We start from the raw sequence: 20,018 nt of genomic DNA on the forward strand, positions 1-20,018 counted from the left end.
GGGGTCGCGAGTTCGAGCCTCGTTTTCCGCTCCAAATGGCGGCATAGCCAAGCGGTAAGGCAGAGGTCTGCAAAACCTTCATCCCCAGTTCGATTCTGGGTGCCGCCTCCATTTTTTACTTCATCATGCCGAGGTGGCGGAATTGGCAGACGCAACGGACTTAAAATCCGTCGGATAGTGATATCCGTACCGGTTCGACTCCGGTCCCCGGCACCAACAAGAAAATGGCGGTGGAAGTAAGGTTTTGTAAGGCCTTCATCATCAAAAAAAAGGTTTGGATATATGTCCAAACCTTTTTTTGTAATTTTTCTTTACTTACCTTATAATAAAATAGGAGCGGCATATGGAATATCAATATAAAGTATCTGACTTTGAAGGTCCATTAGATTTACTGTTATATTTAATCGAAAAGAACAAAGTCGATATTTATAACATTCCTATTGTTGAAATTACCGATCAATTTCAAGCGTATATTAAACAACTACATGGATTTGATGTAAATTATGCTAGTAAATTTTTTTTGATGGCGGCCACATTATTAAAAATAAAATCATATTCCCTTTTACCGAAGACGGCAGGACAGAATGAAACAGAAGAAACGTCATTACGGGATGAATTAGTGCAGCAATTAGTCGAATATAAACAAATGAAACAAGCCGCCAATGTGTTACGTTCTTTTTGGGACATACGTCGTCAAATGGTAGCACGTGAACGAACGCCTGCCATGTGTTCAGAAAAGTTTGTCGGAAACATAGAGGCACCTAGATTATATCAGGCATTTTCAGTAGCTTATCAAGCATTAAAAAAAGAAAAAAAGAGACCGATTTATTTACAACGAGAAATTTATAGCGTAGAAGAATGTATGCAGCGTATTCTGTATCAGCTAGATAAAGCTTCCCAAGCAGTAGCACTATATGCTATTTTTGCGGAATGTCAAAGTAAGGTAGAATTGATTGTTACCTTTTTGGCTGTATTGGAATTATTAAAACAGGGAAAAGGGAAGACGATCGCTTGCGGAAAGGATGGAAATAGTATTGCCTTACGAGCTTCAGGAAGATAAAAAAGAACGAAAAACAGCGATTTTAGAAGCCCTTCTTTTTTTAAGCGGTCAACCGCTAACGGGACAGGAAATTGTTGCCCATACAGGATGGACGATGGAGCAAGTAATACAGGTTGCAAGGGAATTACAAAGGGAATTACAAATTCAACAACGAGGCATCATTCTGATTAATGTAGCTGGCGGATATCAGTTAGCGACAGATCCAACCTTATATGAACAGATTCATTGGGTTAAAAAAGAAACCAAGGAATTATCTACTGTTGCCATGGAAGTATTAGCTATTGTAGCCTTTAAACAACCGATTACGCGAGTGGAAATTGAACAAATTCGAGGGGTATCTTCTGAACGCATATTGGGGACATTAATTCATCAAGGATTGATTGTTGATTTAGGGCGTAAAGAGGTGACGGGAAGACCTATTATGTATGGAACGTCTCCCTATTTTTTGGAGTGTTTAGGAATAAATTCGGTAGATGAGTTGGTTGCGAGTGTGAACATGACGTTGCAGAAAGAAACAAGGGAGGATATGGATGGAACGATTACAAAAGGTGATGAGTAACTATGGTGTGGCTTCGCGTCGTGCATCGGAAAAACTTATTTTAGAAGGACGGGTTCGAGTTAATGGCATCATTATTCGGGAAGTAGGTCTAAAGGTAGATCCGCAACGAGATATTATTATTGTTGATGGTAAACGGATAGAAGCACAACCGAAACGGTATTATTTATTTAATAAGCCGAAAGGGGTCATCACTACGGCGAGTGATGAAAAAGGCCGGGAAACGGTGATGGATTATTTTAAAAAGGTGCCAGAACGAATTTATGCGGTTGGTAGATTAGACCAAAATACGGAAGGCTTATTACTGATGACCAATGATGGGACATTGGCCAATATATTAATGCATCCGAGTAAAATGGTAGATAAAACGTATGAAATTAAAGTAAAAGGGCGTATTCGTGATGCCGTTTTACAACAGTTAGCAGATGGAGTACCTTTAGCGGATGGTATGACCGCACCGGCGGATGTATATTATATTGGGTATGATAGTCATACGAATATTACTTCTTTAGAAATTACGATTCATGAAGGGCGAAATAGACAGGTACGTCGGATGATGGAATATGTAGGTTATCAAGTACATAATTTACGGCGAGTTCAATATGCTTTTTTGACGTTAAGTGGAGTTAAACGAGGTGCGTATCGATCATTGACGCGAGAAGAAGTTGCCGATTTATATAAATATAAGTAGGGGAATATATGGATATGAAACGTGTTGGTGTTATTGGTGGTGGTGCCGCAGGGTGTATGGCTGCATTTGCGGCGGCTCAAGCGGGAGTAAAGGTTACGCTTTTAGAAAAAAATGATATTGTCGGTAAGAAAATGGGCATTACGGGAAAAGGAAGATGTAATCTAACGAATGCTTGTTCGATGGAAGAATTTATTGCTAATACACCAGGGCATGGACGGTTTTTATATAGTGCGTACGGTCAATTTTCAAATCAAGATTTATGCAAATTAGTACATCAATGGGGATTAGAAACCAAGGTGGAACGTGGAGGCAGAGTTTTTCCTTTGCGTGATAGTGCTATTGAAGTGCGTAAATTATGGTACAAGGCATTACTTCGGGTAGGCGTGGATATACAGCTTAATGAAACGGTACGAGCGATTGAACATACAATGGGTCATTTTGTTGTTGAAACGATGCAATGTACATACACGTTTGATGCATGTATTATTGCGACAGGGGGCATGTCGTATCCCTCGACCGGTTCGACTGGTGATGGGTATCGGTTTGCTCGACAGTTAGGGCATGAAGTGACTGAATTGCGACCTGCACTTGTTCCTTTTGTTACACGAGAAACGTGGCCCAATCAATTATCGGGGCTTACGTTAAAAAATACGGAAGTATCATTGTGGCAAGGAAAAAAGCAAATTGGCAATGAATTTGGAGAAGTATTATGTACGCATTTTGGTGTATCAGGGCCTACGATATTGCGATTAAGTAGTATCTTAGCACATCAACGTAAATGGACGTATCCGCTTATATTGAAGTTAAATGTTAAGCCCGCATTACGGGTCGAGCAATTGGACAAACGGATACAACGAGATGTAGAAGCAAATATTCGTAAACAGGTTGGACATGCGTTGAAAAAATTGTTGCCTCAGCGATTATTGCCCATTGTCTTAGCACAAGCTCATATTCCTGAAGACTTGGTAGTGAATCAACTGACGAAGGAACAACGAAGTGCATTGGTAGAGGTATTGCAACATATACCTTTGACTATTACGGGGACCCGTCCGTTAACGGAAGCGATTGTTACTGCTGGCGGTGTCAATGTTAAAGAAATTAATCCTAAAACGATGGAATCCAAAATAATACAACACCTATATTTTGCGGGAGAAGTATTGGATATTGATGCGTTTACTGGAGGATATAATTTACAGGCTGCTTTTTCTACGGGTTATGTGGCAGGAAAACAAGCGGCACAGGAGGAAGTTGGATGAAGCTCATTAGCGTAGCTATTGATGGACCGGCTGGTTCTGGCAAAAGTAGCGTATCAAAAATAGTGGCCTCACAAGTTCAGTATTTATATATTGATACAGGGGCGATGTATCGAGCCGTTACGTTAGCGTTACAAGAAGCACAAGTTGACATATGCGATGAAGTAGCGGTGGAACGTATGTTAGCACAAAGCGAAATCAGCTTAAATCGAGAAGCCGCGGGGTATAAAGTGTATTTGAATGGACGTGATGTGACTACTGCGATTCGCACACCCATTGTATCTGATCAGGTATCCTCCGTTGCAGCCTTAGGGGTTGTACGGAGAAAAATGGTAGAATTACAACGACAGATGGCGGCAGGGGGTGGTGTTATTTTAGATGGTAGAGATATTGGCACGGTTGTATTACCGCAGGCGGAATTGAAAATTTTTTTAACCGCCTCTGTAGAGGCACGAGCTAAACGGCGATTTGCTGAATATCAACAACAAGGGGAAGCGATTACATTAGATGCCGTTATAGAAAATATTAAAGCACGAGATTATCAAGATTCTCATCGGGAAATAGCTCCTTTAACTTGTGCCGACGATGCAATTATCGTAGATAACAGTAATTTGTCTTTAGAGGAAACGGCGACATATATTATTAAGCTTATTAAGGAGAAACAGGCATGAGAAAATATATTGATCCAATATTGCGGCAGCTATTTAATTTGGTGATGTATGTGTTTATCGGCATGCGTGTTAGCGGTAAAGAAAAGGTACCACGACAAGGACCAGTTATTATGATTTTTAATCATGAAAGCTACTTTGATCCACCTTTAGTAGGAACAGCCGTATCACATCGGTTTATTCATTTTATGGCTAAAGAAGAATTGTTTCGGCATCCTGTTATGCGGTATATTTTACGCTATATGAAATCATTTCCTGTGCGACGAGGGGTGACAGATCGAACTGCGATTGTAGAATCATTAAAAGTACTTAAAAGCGGTGAAATTTTAGGTATTTTTCCTGAAGGCACACGGCATAAAAAAGGTGTTTTAGGAAGGTTTCATGATGGATTTGCGTCATTAGCAATCAAAACAGGGGTGCCCGTTTTACCCGTTGCGATTATTAATTCTCGACCATTGCCGAAAAAAAGGGGTCCCGTTAAAGTTATATTTGGGGATCTTGTTTTTCCGCCTACAGCGAAAGCAACGGATAAAGAAGCGATACAGCAATTTTGTGAACAGATGAGACAGACACTATATCAGATGTTAATTGAACATGGAGGAACGGACGTATGAAAGTAGAAATAGCCAAGGATTGTGGCTTTTGCTATGGTGTACGGCGTGCAGTGGATATGGCCTCTAAGGCAACAGCGGGGACGCATACACTAGGACCGATTATTCATAACCCTCAAGTGGTACAACAGTTGGCGCAACAAGGAGTGACACCGATAGATAACTTGCGATCAGTCCATGCGGGGGAAACGGTGTTAATTCGTTCGCATGGTGTGGGACCTGAAGTATATGAGGAAGCCCAAGAAAAAAAAGTGCAATTAGTAGATGCAACTTGTCCACATGTTAAAAAAGCTCAACAAGATGCGAAGAAAATAGTGTCTCAAGAAAAAAAATTAGTCATTATTGGAGAAAAAAATCATCCTGAAGTAATTAGTATTTCCCAATGGGGGGTAAATCGTGCTATTATAATAGATAAGGAAGAAGAAGCACAGGAAATTCCTTTTTGTGAAAATATGGGGGTCGTTGTACAAACAACTTTTTCGCAAGAAAAGTATAATCATATCGTGAATATTTTGAAATTAAAAACAAATCATTTAGAAACGCATATGACTATTTGTACGGCTACACAACAACGTCAAGAAGCGGCAATTGAATTAGCAAGACGAGTTGATGCGATGATTGTTGTTGGGGGAAGAAATAGTGCCAATACAGGTCGCCTTGCCCAAGTTTGTCGTGAACAAGATTGCCCAACATATCATATAGAAACGGCGGAAGAATTAGATTTAACCCAGTTTCATGATATGCATCATATAGGCATTACAGCCGGTGCTTCTACGCCGGATTGGATAATACAGGAGGTTGTTAAAGTTATGGAAAATTGTCAAGCAGACAACGCAGAAGTAATGAGCGAAGAATTGTTAAACCAGTATGATTACGATGAAAATTTAAAGAAGGGTGACGTGGTTGACGGTACCGTTATTTCTGTGAATGATGATGCTGCTTTTGTTTCCATTGGTACGAAAGCAGAAGCAATCCTGCCAAAAAAGGAAATGGCCGTTCCTGCACCAGAAAAAGCAAGTGATTTTGTTGCTGTTGGCGATACCTTTAAAGTAGTTATTGCCAGTGCGATTAAGGAAGAAAGCGCTATTGTTGTTTCTCTTGTGAAGATGCAGAAAGAAGCTGATTGGGAAGAAGTGCGTCAAGCATATGATGCCAATCAAGTGGTAGAATGCGTAGGAAAAGAAACCAATAAGGCGGGGTTAGTTGTTTCGATTAAAACATTACGTGGGTTTATTCCGTTATCGCAAGGGGATATTCATTTTGTTAAAACGTTAGAGCATTTAGTAGGAAAAACATTCGAGGCCCAAATTATCGATTTGGATGAACATAAAAATCGGTTGGTTCTGTCAAGAAAAGCTGTTTTAGAAGCAGAACGAGAAGAAAAAAGAGAAAAAGCATTAGCTACGATTGCAGAAAATACAGAAGTAGACGGAGCCGTTGTTAAAATTATGCCATATGGAGCATTTGTTGATTTAGGTGGCGTTGAAGGATTATTGCACATTTCTGATATTTCGTGGAAACGGATCAATACAGTTGAAGATGTACTTTCCGTTGGCGATACAGTACATGCATTGGTACAGCAATTTGATCGGGAACGTAATCGTATTTCCTTATCCATAAAAGCATTACAGAAAAATCCCTGGATTGAAGCGATTGAAAAATTTGCCGTAGGGGATGTCGTAGAAGGAAAGGTTATCAAAATTTTAAATATTGGAGCTATTTTAGCTATTGATCCAGAAATACAAGGGTTGTTACATATTTCTGAATTAACACCACAACGGGGCGTAGCCGTAAAAGACATTGTTCAAATTGGCGATACGATGAAGGTGAAAATTATTAAAATTGATCCTGATAAACATAAGGTTTCATTAAGTGCATTAGCGATAGTAGATACCGGTGATAATGAATAAACAGTGAAGGCATTATCGTATAGCATGTGAACGTATGTGATAGCTGTATATATTATTTGAAAAAATGAAAGGATAGCCGGCAAATACCGGTTATCCTTTTTTAAAAGGAGAACGTTATGTATAAACCCTTAGTAGCTGTAGTGGGGCGTCCCAATGTGGGAAAATCAACACTGTTTAATGCTATTGTCAAAAAAAGAATTTCTATTGTCGAAGATATTCCAGGGGTAACACGTGATCGTATATATTTTGACGCAGAATGGTTAGGTCATGAATTTACTATGATTGATACAGGTGGAATTGAATTTGTCGATGAAAAGGAACATATTTTTTCTAGTATGCGGTATCAAGCAGAATTAGCTATTCGTGAAGCGGATGTAATCCTTTTTGTTGTGGATGGAAAGACAGGCATACAACCACAAGATGAAGAAGTGGCAACGATCTTGCGTACGTCAGGAAAACCGGTTATTCTGGTGGTTAATAAGATTGATAGTGTGGAACAAGAAATGAATATGTATGAATTTTATGGACTCGGTATAGGTGATCCGATAGGTGTTTCAGCGATTAATTTGATGAATTTAGGTGATTTGTTAGATGAAGTATTGAAACATATTCAAACGAATCCTGGCGAAGAAGACGGCGATGACGTTATTCATATTGCTTTAGTTGGGCGTCCTAATGTGGGGAAGTCGTCGATGACCAATGCCTTGCTTGGACAAGAACGAGTGATTGTTAGTAATGTACCGGGTACTACTCGTGATTCTATTGATACTCATTGGAGTTATGAGGGAACTCCTTTTGTACTGATTGATACGGCTGGGATGCGACGGAAAGCCAAGGTGGATATCCCCGTAGAACGGTATAGTGTCGTGCGGGCATTACGAGCGGTGGATAGGTCTGATGTAGCGGTATTGATGCTTGACGGAACGGAAGGTGTAACGGAACAAGATAAAAAAATCGCTGGTTATGTTCACGAAGCAGGTAAAGGGTGTATTATTGTCGTGAATAAGTGGGACTTAATTGAAAAAGATAGTAAGACGAGTCAAAAATTTGAAGAGGATATACGGCGAGAACTTGCTTTTTTGCAATATGCTCCTATTTTATTTGCTTCCGCTTTAACGAAACAACGCATTCATCGGTTGGCAGATATGGTAAAATTTGTTTCAGAACAGCAGCACATGCGTGTTTCTACGAGTGTGTTAAATGAATTACTAGAAGATGCACAATTAACAAATCCGCCACCAGCTAAAGGCGGTAAATTATTAAAAATTTATTATATGACACAAGCCTCAGTACAACCACCGACATTTATTTTATTTGTCAATGAACCTTCATTAATGCATTTTTCTTATGAGCGGTTTTTAGAAAATAAATTGCGTGAAACATTTGGGTTTGAAGGAACACCTATTCGTTTGATTATACGAGGAAAACGGGAGGAATTAGAACTATGATGACGGGTATTTTGTGGCTTGTTTTATCGTATGTTATTGGCTCTATTCCAAGTGGCTTAGTGGTTGGTAAATTGTTTTTTCATACGGATCCGCGCTTATATGGTAGTCATAATACAGGGGCCACTAATTCGTACCGTATATTTGGTAAAGCCGGCGGTGCGGCGGTGCTTATTATGGATCTTTGCAAAGGCTTATTAGGAGTATATTTAGGAGGATTGGCGGCCCAAGCTGCTTTTCCCCATGCACTTCTGTATGGCATGATTGTGGGCGGTTTAATTTCCATTGTAGGGCATTCATGTTCTTGCTTTTTACGATTTAAAGGGGGAAAAGGAGTCGCCACAGGCTTAGGTGTTATTCTCTTTTTGGCACCAGTTCCGACGCTTATTGTGTTTTTGGTGTGGGCTGTTTTAGTGGGACTGACACGGTTAGTTTCCTTAGGATCCATTGTGGGTGCTATAGTAGCACCTCTTATCATGTACGTGTGGGGCGAACCTATGCCAGTTGTTGTGTTGGGTGTAATCGCCGCAATATTAGTGGTAGTACGTCACAAAGATAACATAGTCCGTTTAATTCAGGGCAAAGAATTAAAAGTACAACGTATTACGAAAGAGTAAACAATACAAAAATCTTTGTAGGAAAGTCTTTAATCTATATATAAAACCGTGTATAATAAAACCATACGGGTAGGTGATGGTGTGAGAATCATATCCGGTAAGGCTCGTGGGCGTATATTAAAATCTCCTGCGGGAAGGTTAACAAGACCGACATTAGATCGGACACGTGAAAGTCTATTCAATATATTAACAGCAACATCGTTACACGATACACATGTGTTGGATATTTTTGCTGGAACGGGTGCGTTAGGGCTAGAAGCATTGAGTCGCGGTGCTAAGCAGGGCGTATTTATTGATCATCATACGGTCGATCTTATTCGGGAAAATGGCAAACGGTGTGGATTTTTAGAGCAAATGGAAATTTTGCACTATGATGTACATCGTGCGTTAAAACAATTGCAAGGGCGTCAATTTCACTTTATTTTTGCGGATCCTCCATATAATAAACGGTTGGTGAATGATACGATTAGCGATATATTTCACTATCACTTATTATGTCCAGACGGGCTAATACTTATGGAACATAGCAAGGAAGAATCTATTGAAGTCCATCCATTGTATACCGTTATTAGAGAAAAATCCTATGGTAAGGATACGCGAATTACATTTATTCGCGCTTATCGGGAAGGAGTGTAAACGTGCGAATTGGAATTTGCCCAGGGAGTTTTGATCCTGTTACGAATGGACATATTGATATATTTGAACGGGGAAGCAAACTAGTTGATAAATTAATTATTGCTGTGTTTGAAAATCCCTCAAAAAAACCTTTATTTACCATGCAAGAACGGGAAGAAATGCTCGTGGCGACAACGAAACACATACCGCAGGTGGAAGTGGTTAGCTTTCAAGGGTTGTTAAATGAATATGCGATGCAACGCGGTGCTAAATTTATTATTCGAGGCTTGCGTGCCTTGAGTGATTTTGAATATGAGTTTCAACGAGCTTTGTTAATGAAAAAAGTGGAACCTGACCTTGAAACGGTGTTTATTATGACAGGTACCCAATATTCGTATATTAGTTCTACGGGTATTAGAGAATTAGCTTGCTTTGGTGGGACCTTGGATGGTATGGTTCCTGCATATGTAGAAAAGCGATTAAAAGAACGATTTAAAGATAAATATAAGGCATAGGGGTGGAAGACATGAAGTCGGACAAATTAGTAGAAGATTTGGAAAGCATCATATTAAATGCAAAACAAATGCCGTTTACGAACAAAAAAGTAGTTAGCGAAGAAGAAGTATTGCAAATTATTGACGAATTGAAAGAAACATTGCCAGAAGAATTAGTACAGTCGAAACAGATTATTGCTGAACGGGAAAAAATATTGGCTGATGCGAAACAACATGCAGATAATATGATTATACAAGCAAAGGATTATATTGCTAAGTTAACCGAAGAACATGAATTGGTGCGTCAGGCCCAAGAGCGAGCTCAGCAAATTTTAGCACAAGCGAATGCCTCTTCAGAAGAGTTAAAAGGGAGTTCCATTACCTATGCAGGTGATGTCTTGAAATATGTAGAAACAACGTTAGAAAAGACGTTGTTTAGTATTCAGCAGAATAGGGAAAGCTTATTGAAGTCGAATAAAAAAGATAGTCATCGTGAATAAGGTGTAAGGGAAGACATAAATGCAATATCATTTGATATTGCATTTATTTTTAGATTTTTTATGTACCGAAGAGAGGAAGAACGTATATGCAAGAGATTACATCACGCCATAATAGGTTGATTATGCGGGCTTGTTCGTTGAAGCAAAAAAAAGGTAGACAACAAGAGCAGCACGTGCTAGTAGAAGGATGGCGGTTAATTACGGATGCCCTGCAACAGGGGATACGGCAAGGTATTTGTTTTATTGTTGATACGGAGAAAACTACTGACCATATGGCGTTATATACACGAGGCAAGGAACTGCAGTGGCAATTTTTTCGTGTATCCACATCGGTATATCAAAAATTACAAATGACTTCATCCTCACAAGGTATTATTGCCATGTTACCTTTCTTTAACCATACGCTTGCGGAAGCGGAAACATTACAGCTATTACAACCAGTTGTATACTTACAGGATATACAAGATCCGGGAAATGTCGGTACGATTATTCGTACGGCTGCAGCTTGTGACGTTGGTGCGATTCTTTTAAGTCCAAACTGTGTGGATATTTATAATGACAAAGTATGGCGTAGTGCGATGGGGGCCATGTTTAAAATTTTGGTCATTTCTCATGTAGATGAGGATATGCTACAGTCATTTTGTCAGCATACTACACGGCGATTAGTAGCTGCTGCGGCAGGAGCGGCTTGCTCTTATGAAAAAATGAATTATAAACAGCCTTTTGTGTGGGCCTTTGGCAATGAAGGAAATGGTCTTTCTCCGCTCTTTATGCAGCGGTGTGAGGAAACGGTTACGATTCCTATGTGTGTGAATACAGAGTCATTGAATGTAGCCATTTCAGCTGGCTTGATATTATATAAAGCATGGGAAATGAATGGCTTTTCTTATGAAGGAGGTGCATGAGGTGAACCCCGTATTACAAGCGGCGGTTACCGCCTATATTAATCAAGCGACAGCAAAAGGCTTGCACTTGTTAGAGCAGAAAGAAATTAATTATGGTTGCCAATTACGATTCGGTGCAACCAGTGGAATACAGGGTCAAGTTAACTTATATTATAGCAAGAAAAAAGGAATATCTATTGTCGGTATGGGTAAGGATACGGAAATTAAACGACAGTTGGAAACCTTAGGAACGGTGGCTAGTGCAGCTGCGTCACCGGTCGCAGCGACTATTGCATATAGCCAAGAAGATAGATCTCCCCGTTGGATGGGTTGTGATGAATCGGGAAAAGGGGATGTTTTTGGACCTTTAGTTGCGGCAGCGTGTATTATTACGACACAAGAAGAACAGCTCTTTAGACAATGGGGAGTTCAAGATAGTAAAAGCATAGGGGATACTAAAATTTCCTTATTGGCAGAGAAAATTAAGACACAATTAGGCACTCGCTATTCCTTGCAAGTATGGATGCCTTGTGTATATAATGAAAAATATACCGCTTTTGTAAAGAAACACAAAAATTTAAATGATCTTTTAGGTAGTATTCATGGAGAAAACATAAAACAACTCTTGTCAACGGACAAATGTACGTGTATAATAGTCGACAAGTTCGGTAAAGATGAGTATGTACTGCAAGCGGTGGGTCCTATTGCGGATACACATCGTATCATTCAAATTCCGCAAGGCGAACGGGATATGGCAGTTGCAGCTGCATCCATTCTGGCAAGACAGGCTTTTTTAGAAAGTATGCAACAACTTTCTGATACCTATGGGATGGTGTTTCCCAAAGGAGCCTTTCAAGGCGTGCATAAAGCGATAGAAAATTTTTTGTCAACCCATGATAAAAATGAGCTGACCTATGTAGGAAAATTACATTTTAAAACATTTGATTTTTTACGGTGAGGTAGATATGACTCGTTTAATTATTAATGCGGATGATTTCGGCATTCATACGTCAGTGAATCAGGCCGTAATCAAAGCTTTTCAAGAGGGCGTATTGACGAGTACTTCGTTGTTAGCTAATGGTCCTTGTTACGAAGAAGCGGTGCGTCTTGCAAAGGAAAATCCCGGACTTGGAATTGGTATTCATTTGTGCTTGGTTGGTTTTTTACCGCCTATTTTGGGGATTCGAGAAGTACCTTCTTTGGTAAATGCGGAAGGGCTTTTTCCTGAATCCTATGGAACTGTTATGAAAAAAGGGTTCTTAGGCAAGATTGATTATAGGCAAGTATATAACGAATGGGATGCACAAATTGAAAAAATCAAGCAAACGGGGTTAGTCATTACCCATGTGGATAGTCATCAGCATGTACATATGTTGCCGCCGATTTGGAATATTCTTCAAGCACTTATGAAAAAACATGATATTCATCGGGTACGCATTCCTCGCGAATCCTATTTATTTAAAGCGTTTGCGGGTAATCCAGTTCGTGTTATGGGGCGTAATGGCTTGACTTGGCTATCCGAACAAGCGATGACGGCCGTACGGAAATGGCATTATACGACAACGGATTACTTTTGGGGCATGGTGGATGGCGGATCCATGACAGAAGCTCATTTGCAATATATTATTAAGCAACTTCCCGTTGGTATACATGAAATTATGATGCATCCAGCGATGAGTACAGATGAGATGAAGCAGCAATTTACGTGGGGATACCATTGGGAAGACGAATTACAGGCTTTATTGTCTGTACGTATACGAAATTTGGTAACAACAAGAAAAATACAATTAGTTCATTATGGCGAGTTGCTTTAACAGAGGAGTAACAATATGAATATATTGATAACTGGAGGAGCAGGTTTTATTGGTTCCCATATTGGGGATGCACTTATTATGGCGGGACATCAGATTACGGTAGTGGATAATTTGTCAACGGGTAGTTTGCAAAATGTACCGAAAGAAGCTGTGTTTTATGAAGCGGATATTCGTGACATCGCACAGATGGAAACTATTTTTGCCCAAGGAAAATTTGACGTGGTATTTCATGAAGCCGCACAAACGATGGTTCCCTATTCATTGGAACACCCCTTAGAAGATGCAGATTTGAATATCATAGGGTTGATTAAGGTACTTGATTTATGTCGAACATATCACATTAAGAAATTTATTTTTTCTTCTTCAGCGGCTGTGTATGGCGATAATCAGCAATTGCCGCTACAAGAAACAGAACCGGTTGAACCGACTTCTTTTTATGGATTAACCAAAGCTACTGCTGAGGCATATATTCAGATGTATCATCGCTTATACCGCTTGCCTTATGTTATTTTGCGGTATGCAAATGTATATGGGGAAAGACAGGGAAGCAACGGAGAAGGCGGAGTAGTATATATCTTTGCTAATCGTTTGGTTCATCAACAAGCACTTACTATTTTTGGTGATGGCACGCAGACACGTGATTTTATTTACGTCAAAGACGTGGCTCAGGCGAATGTAGCAGCTTTAGAATCAGCGATCCGATCAGGCATTTACAATGTTAGTACGGCTAAAGAAACGACCATCGAAGAGATAAAAAATCAGTTGGTATCTTTTGCTACATATCAACCAACGATACGGTATCAAGCAGTGCGTAGTGGGGATATTTATCGCTCTGTATTAGATAATAGGCGAACTATTAAGGAGTTAAAGTGGAAACCACAAGTAGATTTACGTACTGGCTTACAACAGACGTATGCATATTTTAAGATGGGAGAGGAACCATGAAAAAGGGGAATGGGGAAAAATTATATTTGGTAAGTGAAGAAATTTTGCCGGAAGCGATTAAAAAGACGATTCGTGTTAAAGAAATATTAAAGAGTCATCAAGATAAAACGATTTATGAAGCCGTGCAAATGATGGACTTAAGTCGGAGTGCCTACTATAAATATAAAGATTATGTGTTTCCTTTTTATGAGGTATCACAAGGGAAAATTGTAACGCTTGCGTTAATGATTTTTGATCGACCCGGGGAATTATCACAAGTGTTAAATACGGTAGCCTTAAATCAAGGGAGTATTTTGACTATCAATCAAGGTATTCCGTTACAAGGAATGGCCGATGTTACGATTTCGGTAGAAACGAAAAATTTAAGTATTCCTGTAGATGAATTGGTAACCCGATTAAAAGCATTGCCTAGTGTTAGTAATGTAAACATTATCGGTCAAGCATAATAAAGGAGTGTATGGAATGAAGCAAGTAAATATTGCCTTATTGGGATGCGGTACGGTAGGTAGTGGTGTGATTGAATTGTTGCAGCACAACGGGGCATTAATTGAAGAGCAATTACATACTAAGATTAGTGTAAAACGGGTGCTCGTACGGGATGTAGAAAAATATAGCAACTTAGAAATAGCCGGTCCCGTTTCTTTTACGGATAATTTTCAAGAGATTATTCAAGATGATGATATATCTGTTGTCGTGGAAGTCATGGGCAGTGCCGATTTCGCTCGTGAATGCATTGAACAATGTTTTCATCATGGAAAAAGTGTCGTCAGTGCTAATAAGGATTTAATTGCAGATTACGGCATTCCTTTATTAAAATTATCAAATATGAAAAACGTAGATTTTCAATTTGAAGCTAGTGTTGCTGGCGGAGTACCGATTGTTCGAGCAATGTATGCGTCTTTAAATAGTAATCGCATTAGCGAAATTATTGGTATTATGAATGGAACCACCAATTATATCTTGTCACAAATGACGGAACGGGGAATTTCTTATCAACAAGCGTTGGAAGAAGCCCAAGCGAAGGGATATGCTGAAGCAGATCCGACAAATGACGTTAGTGGCTATGATGCAGCACGTAAAATTGCCATTTTAGGAACATTAGGGTTTCATGCAGAATTGACCTTTCGCGATGTTCGTGTAGAAGGCATTGAAAAAATAACGGCCGAAGATATTAAGCATGCAGCTGAAATGGGGTATGTGATCAAATTATTAGCGATAGCACGACAAGATGAAGAAGGTATTTCCTTGAATGTTCATCCAGGACTTATTCGCAAAAATCACCCGCTCGCCAATGTGGCCGATGCTTATAATGCTATTTGCGTGCGGGGAAATTGTGTGGGTGATGTCATGTTTTATGGTGCTGGTGCCGGCTCGTTGCCAACGGCTAGTGCGGTCGTTAGCGATTTAATGAATGTGGTGATGCATCTTAATATCGGTATGACAGGACAACGTAATTTTGTCAACCATGAAGCAAAGTTAAAGTCACAAGATCGCATTTCCTCTCCTTATTATTTACGGTTGATGGTAAAAAATTCTACGGGCGTTTTAGCTGATACGGCTAATGTACTTGCTACGTATGGTATTAGTATCCGTTCGTTAATTCAAAAAGATGAAACCGCAGAAGTAGCAGAAGTAGTATTACTTATTGATAGTTCTGCTGATAGTATTGTGCAACAGGCGTTGAAAAAGCTCGAATCCTTAGCGTGTATTTATAAAATTGCGAATGCCATTCGTGTAATTGAGGTGTAATGATGAACACTTGTGTACATGTGAAAGTACCTGCTACTTCAGCTAATTTAGGGCCTGGTTTTGATTCGTTAGGACTTGCCTTGTCTTTATACAATGAGGTTTATTTTTGGACAGATGATACAGCAAAGGGGATAACGGTTACCGTAACAGGTGAAGGGAAGGGGATAGAAACACTTCCGGCAGAAGAAAATTTGGTGGTAAAATCCATTCAGTCTGCATTGGTGGCAACGGGAAATACCTTGCCGCGAGGGGGGCGATTGCATCTTGTAAATCGAATTCCTTTTAAACGAGGGTTAGGGAGCAGTTCGGCTGCCATTGTCGGTGGACTATTGGTAGGAAATCAACTTGCAGGAAATACGTTAAGGAAAAATCAATTATTGGCCTTAGCGACAGAGATTGAAGGCCATCCTGATAATGTAGCACCTGCATTGTTTGGCGGTTTGACCGTATCTATTATGGTAGACCAAAAGCCGTTAACCCATACTTTGCGGCTACCGCAAGAGTTACAATTTGTCGTGGTGATTCCAGAGATAGAAATTGAAACGGAAACGGCACGGAAGATTTTACCGGCACAAGTAGATAGACAAACGGCTATATATAATATGGGGCGGATTGGGTATTTGCTTTCGTCTTTATGGCTTCATCAATATGATCAGTTACAAGAGGCTATGCAGGATAAAATACATGTACCGTATCGGTTGCCTCTCATTCGTGGGGGAAAGGAAGCCTTGCAAGCTGCTCTTGCAGCAGGTGCACACGGAGCGACAATTAGCGGTTCAGGATCTACTTTATTGGCTGTGGCGACAACGAAAACGCAAGAAATTGCAAGGGCGATGACCGAAGCATTTGCTAGTCAGCAGGTTGCCGTACAAACGCATATTCTTTCGGGTGTAGATACAGGTGCAAGTGGTGTTATTGAAGAAAAACGGTGATGATTTACTAACGAGTGAAACAATATATTTATCACAAAGGAGAAATTTATCTTTTATTCTCTTTATTGATATTTTGTTTATTTATAAAAGTAAGAATTAATATTTTTTGATTTATATTAAATTTCCCTTGACAAAGTTTGTTTTTCCCTTTACAATACGTCTATATACAACATATATTGATAAAGGCAGAGAACAAGACGGCTTGTAACGGGAGCTTATATAGCGAATCGAGGATGGTGGAAGCTCGATGGGAGCGAGATACAAGTGGATCACTTGGGAGCCTCATGTTGACGGGTCGCTCCGTTATTGGCGTCAAGTGGCTGCAATGCAGTTAATAGGGTGGTACCACGGTGATCTTACATCTTCGTCCCTTTGGGGCGAAGATGATTTTTTTTTAGGGAGGAATTTATATGGATTATGGTAAAACATTACATTTACCGGAAACGGAATTTCCGATGCGCGGAAACTTACCGAAACGGGAACCGGAATTTTTAGCGTTTTGGCAAGATCACGATATTTATCACAAACGATTAGAGCAACGAAAAAATGGACCTAAGTTTATTTTGCATGATGGACCTCCTTATGCCAATGGGAAACTTCATATTGGGCATGCATTAAATAAAGTACTTAAAGATATTGTTTTGAAATATAAAACGCAACGCGGTTTTTATACGAAATATGTACCAGGCTGGGATACACACGGTTTGCCAATTGAACATGCTGTTATTAAAAATACAGGATTAAATCGTCATGAAATGACGCCACTCGCATTGCGTAAAAAGTGTCATGACTATGCAATGGAACAAATGAATTTACAGCGGCAGGAATTTATTCGCTTTGGCGTGTTAGGAGATTGGGAAAACCCCTATTTAACGTTGCAACATCATATTGAAGTGGAACAAATTGGCGTTTTTGGTAAGATGGCGAAAAAAGGTCATATTTACAAAGGCATGAAAACGGTATATTGGTGCCCTCATTGTGAAACGGCCTTAGCCGAAGCGGAAATTGAATATAAAGATGATAAATCATTTTCCTTGTTTGTTAAATTTCAGGCGGTACAAGTAGGGACTGCATTACCGAAAGGGGCAGATCTGAAAAATGTCTATGCTTTGATTTGGACGACTACGCCATGGACTATACCTTGTAACTTGGCGATCAGTGCAAATGCTGCCTTTACCTATGTGTGGGTACGGATTGGGGAAGAATATTTGCTCATGGCACAGGATCGCGTAGCTGTTGTTATGGAAGCAGCACATATCACCGATTATGAAGTATTGCCGGAAACACTTACGGGTGAAGACATTAAATCGTTTGTTTTCCGTCATCCTTTATATGAACGAAATTCACCGATTCTCTTAGGGGAACATGTTACGTTAGATGCTGGTACAGGTTTAGTTCATACGGCACCAGACCATGGTCAAGATGACTTTGATGTTTGCAAACAATCGGGGAAACCAGAATTACAACCCTTGGGAACGGTGGACAGTAGTGGGCGATACACGAATAAAGTTCCACGTTATGAAGGCGTATTCGTCTTTGATAACAATGTACCCGTTATTAAGGATTTAGCGGCTGTAAATGCTTTATTTGCTAAAGAAACGTTCCGCCATCAGTATCCGCATTGTTGGCGGTGTAAAGAGCCTATTATCTATCGGGCAACAGAACAGTGGTTCTCTTCGGTCGATGGGTATCGTCAAGAAGCATTACAAGCGATTGATAATGTCCAGTGGATTCCTGCATGGGGGCATGATCGTATTTATAATATGATTCGTGATCGCGGTGACTGGTGCATTTCACGGCAACGGGTTTGGGGTGTGCCTATTCCTATTTTTTATTGTGAAGATTGCGGCACACCCATCATTAATGATGATACTATCTCTCATTTACAAGGCATTTTTGCAAAAGAAGGCTCTGATGCGTGGTGGGCTCACAGTGAAACGGAATTATTGCCGGATGGGTTTGTTTGCCCTTCTTGTGGCGGCAAGCACTTTAGAAAAGAAAGCGATATTATGGATGTTTGGTTTGATAGTGGTTGTACGCATCAAGGCGTATTGAACCATGATCCAGAGTTAGCCTATCCTTGTGATCTTTACTTAGAAGGATCGGACCAACATCGTGGTTGGTTTAATTCCTCCTTATTGACCTCCGTGGCAGCAAATGGGATTCCTCCATATAAAGCGGTTCTCACACATGGCTTTACGGTTGATGGGGAAGGTAGAAAAATGAGTAAATCCGTAGGTAATACGGTAGCACCGCAAGAAGTTATTGAAAAATATGGTGCTGACGTCATGCGTTTATGGGTATCATCAGCGGATTATCAAGGAGATATTCGTTTATCGCCTAAAATTTTAAAACAATTATCCGATGTATATCGTAAAATTCGTAATACGTTCCGGTATTTGTTAGGAAGTTTAGCCGACTTTGATCCACAGCAGGATGCCGTTGCATATGATCAATTGACAGATTTAGATAAATGGGCCTTGATGCGCTTGGAAGAAGTGTTAGAAAGTGTAACTGAATCATATGAAACCTATCAGTTCCATGTAATGTATCATACGATTCATAATTTTTGCACGATTGATTTAAGTGCGGTTTATTTAGATATTATTAAAGATCGGTTGTATACGGAAAAACAAGACGCATTACTTCGTCGGAGTGCACAAACGGTGATGTATGAAGTGTTAATGACACTCGTAAAAATAACAGCACCGGTCCTTTCCTTTACGGCTGAAGAAGTATGGCAATTTATGCCAGTAGGATTTAAAGATAAGGAAAGTGTTCATCTTACGGATTGGCCAAAGACACATCCTGAATATATTCAAAAAGACATTGCTACACGTTGGGATACCTTCCTCTCGTATCGTCAGGATATGATGCGGGCCTTAGAAAAAGCACGTCAAGATAAGACGATTGGGCATGCCTTAGATGCAGAAGTTACCTTATATGCGACAGGTAAAACCTATGATTTCTTAAAAGATTGGCAAGATCAGCTCGCGACCTTATTGATTGTTAGCAACGCGATGTTGGTTCAAGATAAAGCACCAGAGAAGGCTATTCAAGGCGAAGCACATCCTGAATTAGCTGTAGTGGTAGAAGCATCAACACATGCTAAATGTGAACGTTGTTGGACCCATAGTAAGACCGTCGGTGTCGATCCGAACCATCCCACGTTATGTGCTAGATGTGCAAGCGTGTTGGCCGAATAAGATAAAAAAGCATCTCTTTTATAGAAAAAGAGATGCTTTTTCTCATTATTCATATATTGTGATACGCC

At 39.9% G+C, this 20,018-nt stretch carries 20 protein-coding genes and 2 tRNA genes; all 22 read left to right on the forward strand.

What is annotated here, in order from left to right:
• Positions 1-37 precede the first annotated feature (37 nt).
• The 22 genes from HMPREF3182_RS02390 to ileS all read left to right on the forward strand — a co-directional run bounded on the left by HMPREF3182_RS02390 (position 38) and on the right by ileS (position 19,950).
• Positions 38-111 (forward strand) — tRNA-Cys (locus HMPREF3182_RS02390).
• A gap of 16 nt (positions 112-127) precedes the next feature.
• Positions 128-216 (forward strand) — tRNA-Leu (locus HMPREF3182_RS02395).
• Between the two features lie 127 nt (positions 217-343).
• Entirely contained in the window at positions 344-1,060 is a 717-nt protein-coding gene (locus tag HMPREF3182_RS02400) for a segregation and condensation protein A (protein ID WP_007392940.1), read from the forward strand.
• Positions 1,035-1,619 (forward strand): SMC-Scp complex subunit ScpB, encoded by a 585-nt coding sequence (gene scpB, locus HMPREF3182_RS02405; RefSeq protein ID WP_007392972.1) that lies wholly within the window; start codon positions 1,035-1,037, stop codon positions 1,617-1,619. The genes HMPREF3182_RS02400 and scpB overlap by 26 nt, the downstream gene beginning before the upstream one ends.
• Entirely contained in the window at positions 1,591-2,307 is a 717-nt protein-coding gene (locus tag HMPREF3182_RS02410; protein ID WP_007392966.1) for a pseudouridine synthase, read from the forward strand. The genes scpB and HMPREF3182_RS02410 overlap by 29 nt, the downstream gene beginning before the upstream one ends.
• A gap of 14 nt (positions 2,308-2,321) precedes the next feature.
• Positions 2,322-3,563, forward strand: a complete 1,242-nt coding sequence (locus HMPREF3182_RS02415; RefSeq protein WP_062485327.1) for a BaiN/RdsA family NAD(P)/FAD-dependent oxidoreductase — start codon at positions 2,322-2,324, stop codon at positions 3,561-3,563.
• On the forward strand, positions 3,560-4,231 hold the full coding sequence (gene cmk / locus HMPREF3182_RS02420; protein WP_062485299.1) for a (d)CMP kinase: 672 nt from the start codon (positions 3,560-3,562) through the stop codon (positions 4,229-4,231). Before HMPREF3182_RS02415 ends, cmk begins: the two co-directional genes overlap by 4 nt.
• A complete protein-coding gene (locus HMPREF3182_RS02425; protein ID WP_062485301.1) occupies positions 4,228-4,842 on the forward strand; it encodes a lysophospholipid acyltransferase family protein in 615 nt (204 codons plus the stop codon). Before cmk ends, HMPREF3182_RS02425 begins: the two co-directional genes overlap by 4 nt.
• Positions 4,839-6,749 (forward strand): bifunctional 4-hydroxy-3-methylbut-2-enyl diphosphate reductase/30S ribosomal protein S1, encoded by a 1,911-nt coding sequence (locus tag HMPREF3182_RS02430; protein ID WP_062485303.1) that lies wholly within the window; start codon positions 4,839-4,841, stop codon positions 6,747-6,749. Before HMPREF3182_RS02425 ends, HMPREF3182_RS02430 begins: the two co-directional genes overlap by 4 nt.
• 116 nt (positions 6,750-6,865) lie before the next feature.
• The gene (gene der, locus HMPREF3182_RS02435) at positions 6,866-8,197 is read left to right on the forward strand and encodes a ribosome biogenesis GTPase Der (protein WP_007392979.1); all 1,332 of its coding nucleotides are present in this window, start codon (positions 6,866-6,868) and stop codon (positions 8,195-8,197) included.
• Positions 8,194-8,811, forward strand: a complete 618-nt coding sequence (gene plsY, locus HMPREF3182_RS02440; RefSeq protein WP_007392981.1) for a glycerol-3-phosphate 1-O-acyltransferase PlsY — start codon at positions 8,194-8,196, stop codon at positions 8,809-8,811. The genes der and plsY overlap by 4 nt, the downstream gene beginning before the upstream one ends.
• 81 nt (positions 8,812-8,892) lie before the next feature.
• Positions 8,893-9,447, forward strand: coding sequence for a 16S rRNA (guanine(966)-N(2))-methyltransferase RsmD (gene rsmD, locus HMPREF3182_RS02445; RefSeq protein WP_072270820.1), 555 nt, complete (start codon positions 8,893-8,895; stop codon positions 9,445-9,447).
• Positions 9,448-9,449: 2 nt separating this feature from the next.
• The gene (coaD, locus tag HMPREF3182_RS02450; protein WP_062485307.1) at positions 9,450-9,941 is read left to right on the forward strand and encodes a pantetheine-phosphate adenylyltransferase; all 492 of its coding nucleotides are present in this window, start codon (positions 9,450-9,452) and stop codon (positions 9,939-9,941) included.
• An 11-nt stretch (positions 9,942-9,952) separates the two neighbouring features.
• The gene (locus HMPREF3182_RS02455) at positions 9,953-10,420 is read left to right on the forward strand and encodes a hypothetical protein (RefSeq protein WP_007392977.1); all 468 of its coding nucleotides are present in this window, start codon (positions 9,953-9,955) and stop codon (positions 10,418-10,420) included.
• An 86-nt stretch (positions 10,421-10,506) separates the two neighbouring features.
• Positions 10,507-11,325, forward strand: a complete 819-nt coding sequence (locus HMPREF3182_RS02460; protein ID WP_007392944.1) for a TrmH family RNA methyltransferase — start codon at positions 10,507-10,509, stop codon at positions 11,323-11,325.
• A gap of 1 nt (position 11,326) precedes the next feature.
• Positions 11,327-12,262 (forward strand): ribonuclease HIII, encoded by a 936-nt coding sequence (locus tag HMPREF3182_RS02465; RefSeq protein ID WP_235808630.1) that lies wholly within the window; start codon positions 11,327-11,329, stop codon positions 12,260-12,262.
• Between the two features lie 7 nt (positions 12,263-12,269).
• Complete coding sequence (locus tag HMPREF3182_RS02470; RefSeq protein ID WP_062485309.1) at positions 12,270-13,118, forward strand: ChbG/HpnK family deacetylase; 849 nt, start codon at positions 12,270-12,272, stop codon at positions 13,116-13,118.
• A 15-nt stretch (positions 13,119-13,133) separates the two neighbouring features.
• Complete coding sequence (locus HMPREF3182_RS02475; protein ID WP_007392992.1) at positions 13,134-14,063, forward strand: NAD-dependent epimerase/dehydratase family protein; 930 nt, start codon at positions 13,134-13,136, stop codon at positions 14,061-14,063.
• Positions 14,060-14,509 carry an ACT domain-containing protein gene (locus tag HMPREF3182_RS02480; RefSeq protein ID WP_062485311.1) on the forward strand — a complete coding sequence of 150 codons (450 nt, stop codon included), beginning with the start codon at positions 14,060-14,062 and terminating at the stop codon, positions 14,507-14,509. The genes HMPREF3182_RS02475 and HMPREF3182_RS02480 overlap by 4 nt, the downstream gene beginning before the upstream one ends.
• 16 nt (positions 14,510-14,525) lie before the next feature.
• Positions 14,526-15,812 carry a homoserine dehydrogenase gene (locus HMPREF3182_RS02485; RefSeq protein WP_007392942.1) on the forward strand — a complete coding sequence of 429 codons (1,287 nt, stop codon included), beginning with the start codon at positions 14,526-14,528 and terminating at the stop codon, positions 15,810-15,812.
• A complete protein-coding gene (gene thrB, locus HMPREF3182_RS02490) occupies positions 15,812-16,744 on the forward strand; it encodes a homoserine kinase (protein ID WP_235808631.1) in 933 nt (310 codons plus the stop codon). Before HMPREF3182_RS02485 ends, thrB begins: the two co-directional genes overlap by 1 nt.
• 410 nt (positions 16,745-17,154) lie before the next feature.
• Positions 17,155-19,950 (forward strand): isoleucine--tRNA ligase, encoded by a 2,796-nt coding sequence (gene ileS, locus HMPREF3182_RS02495; protein ID WP_062485315.1) that lies wholly within the window; start codon positions 17,155-17,157, stop codon positions 19,948-19,950.
• The last annotated feature ends 68 nt before the right edge of the window (positions 19,951-20,018 follow it).

It is taken from the genome of Megasphaera hutchinsoni (genome assembly GCF_001553405.1).
Classification (GTDB): Bacteria; Bacillota; Negativicutes; order Veillonellales; family Megasphaeraceae; genus Megasphaera; species Megasphaera hutchinsoni.

Bases quoted from the DNA above. Each gene is read 5' to 3' on its own strand.
- HMPREF3182_RS02400 (WP_007392940.1), top strand. From the start codon at position 344: ATGGAATATCAATATAAAGTATCTGACTTTGAAGGTCCATTAGATTTA.
- HMPREF3182_RS02410 (WP_007392966.1), top strand. From the start codon at position 1,591: ATGGAACGATTACAAAAGGTGATGAGTAACTATGGTGTGGCTTCGCGT.
- HMPREF3182_RS02415 (WP_062485327.1), top strand. From the start codon at position 2,322: ATGAAACGTGTTGGTGTTATTGGTGGTGGTGCCGCAGGGTGTATGGCT.
- cmk (WP_062485299.1), top strand. From the start codon at position 3,560: ATGAAGCTCATTAGCGTAGCTATTGATGGACCGGCTGGTTCTGGCAAA.
- HMPREF3182_RS02425 (WP_062485301.1), top strand. From the start codon at position 4,228: ATGAGAAAATATATTGATCCAATATTGCGGCAGCTATTTAATTTGGTG.
- HMPREF3182_RS02430 (WP_062485303.1), top strand. From the start codon at position 4,839: ATGAAAGTAGAAATAGCCAAGGATTGTGGCTTTTGCTATGGTGTACGG.
- der (WP_007392979.1), top strand. From the start codon at position 6,866: ATGTATAAACCCTTAGTAGCTGTAGTGGGGCGTCCCAATGTGGGAAAA.
- plsY (WP_007392981.1), top strand. From the start codon at position 8,194: ATGATGACGGGTATTTTGTGGCTTGTTTTATCGTATGTTATTGGCTCT.
- HMPREF3182_RS02455 (WP_007392977.1), top strand. From the start codon at position 9,953: ATGAAGTCGGACAAATTAGTAGAAGATTTGGAAAGCATCATATTAAAT.
- HMPREF3182_RS02460 (WP_007392944.1), top strand. From the start codon at position 10,507: ATGCAAGAGATTACATCACGCCATAATAGGTTGATTATGCGGGCTTGT.
- HMPREF3182_RS02470 (WP_062485309.1), top strand. From the start codon at position 12,270: ATGACTCGTTTAATTATTAATGCGGATGATTTCGGCATTCATACGTCA.
- HMPREF3182_RS02475 (WP_007392992.1), top strand. From the start codon at position 13,134: ATGAATATATTGATAACTGGAGGAGCAGGTTTTATTGGTTCCCATATT.
- HMPREF3182_RS02480 (WP_062485311.1), top strand. From the start codon at position 14,060: ATGAAAAAGGGGAATGGGGAAAAATTATATTTGGTAAGTGAAGAAATT.
- HMPREF3182_RS02485 (WP_007392942.1), top strand. From the start codon at position 14,526: ATGAAGCAAGTAAATATTGCCTTATTGGGATGCGGTACGGTAGGTAGT.
- thrB (WP_235808631.1), top strand. From the start codon at position 15,812: ATGATGAACACTTGTGTACATGTGAAAGTACCTGCTACTTCAGCTAAT.
- ileS (WP_062485315.1), top strand. From the start codon at position 17,155: ATGGATTATGGTAAAACATTACATTTACCGGAAACGGAATTTCCGATG.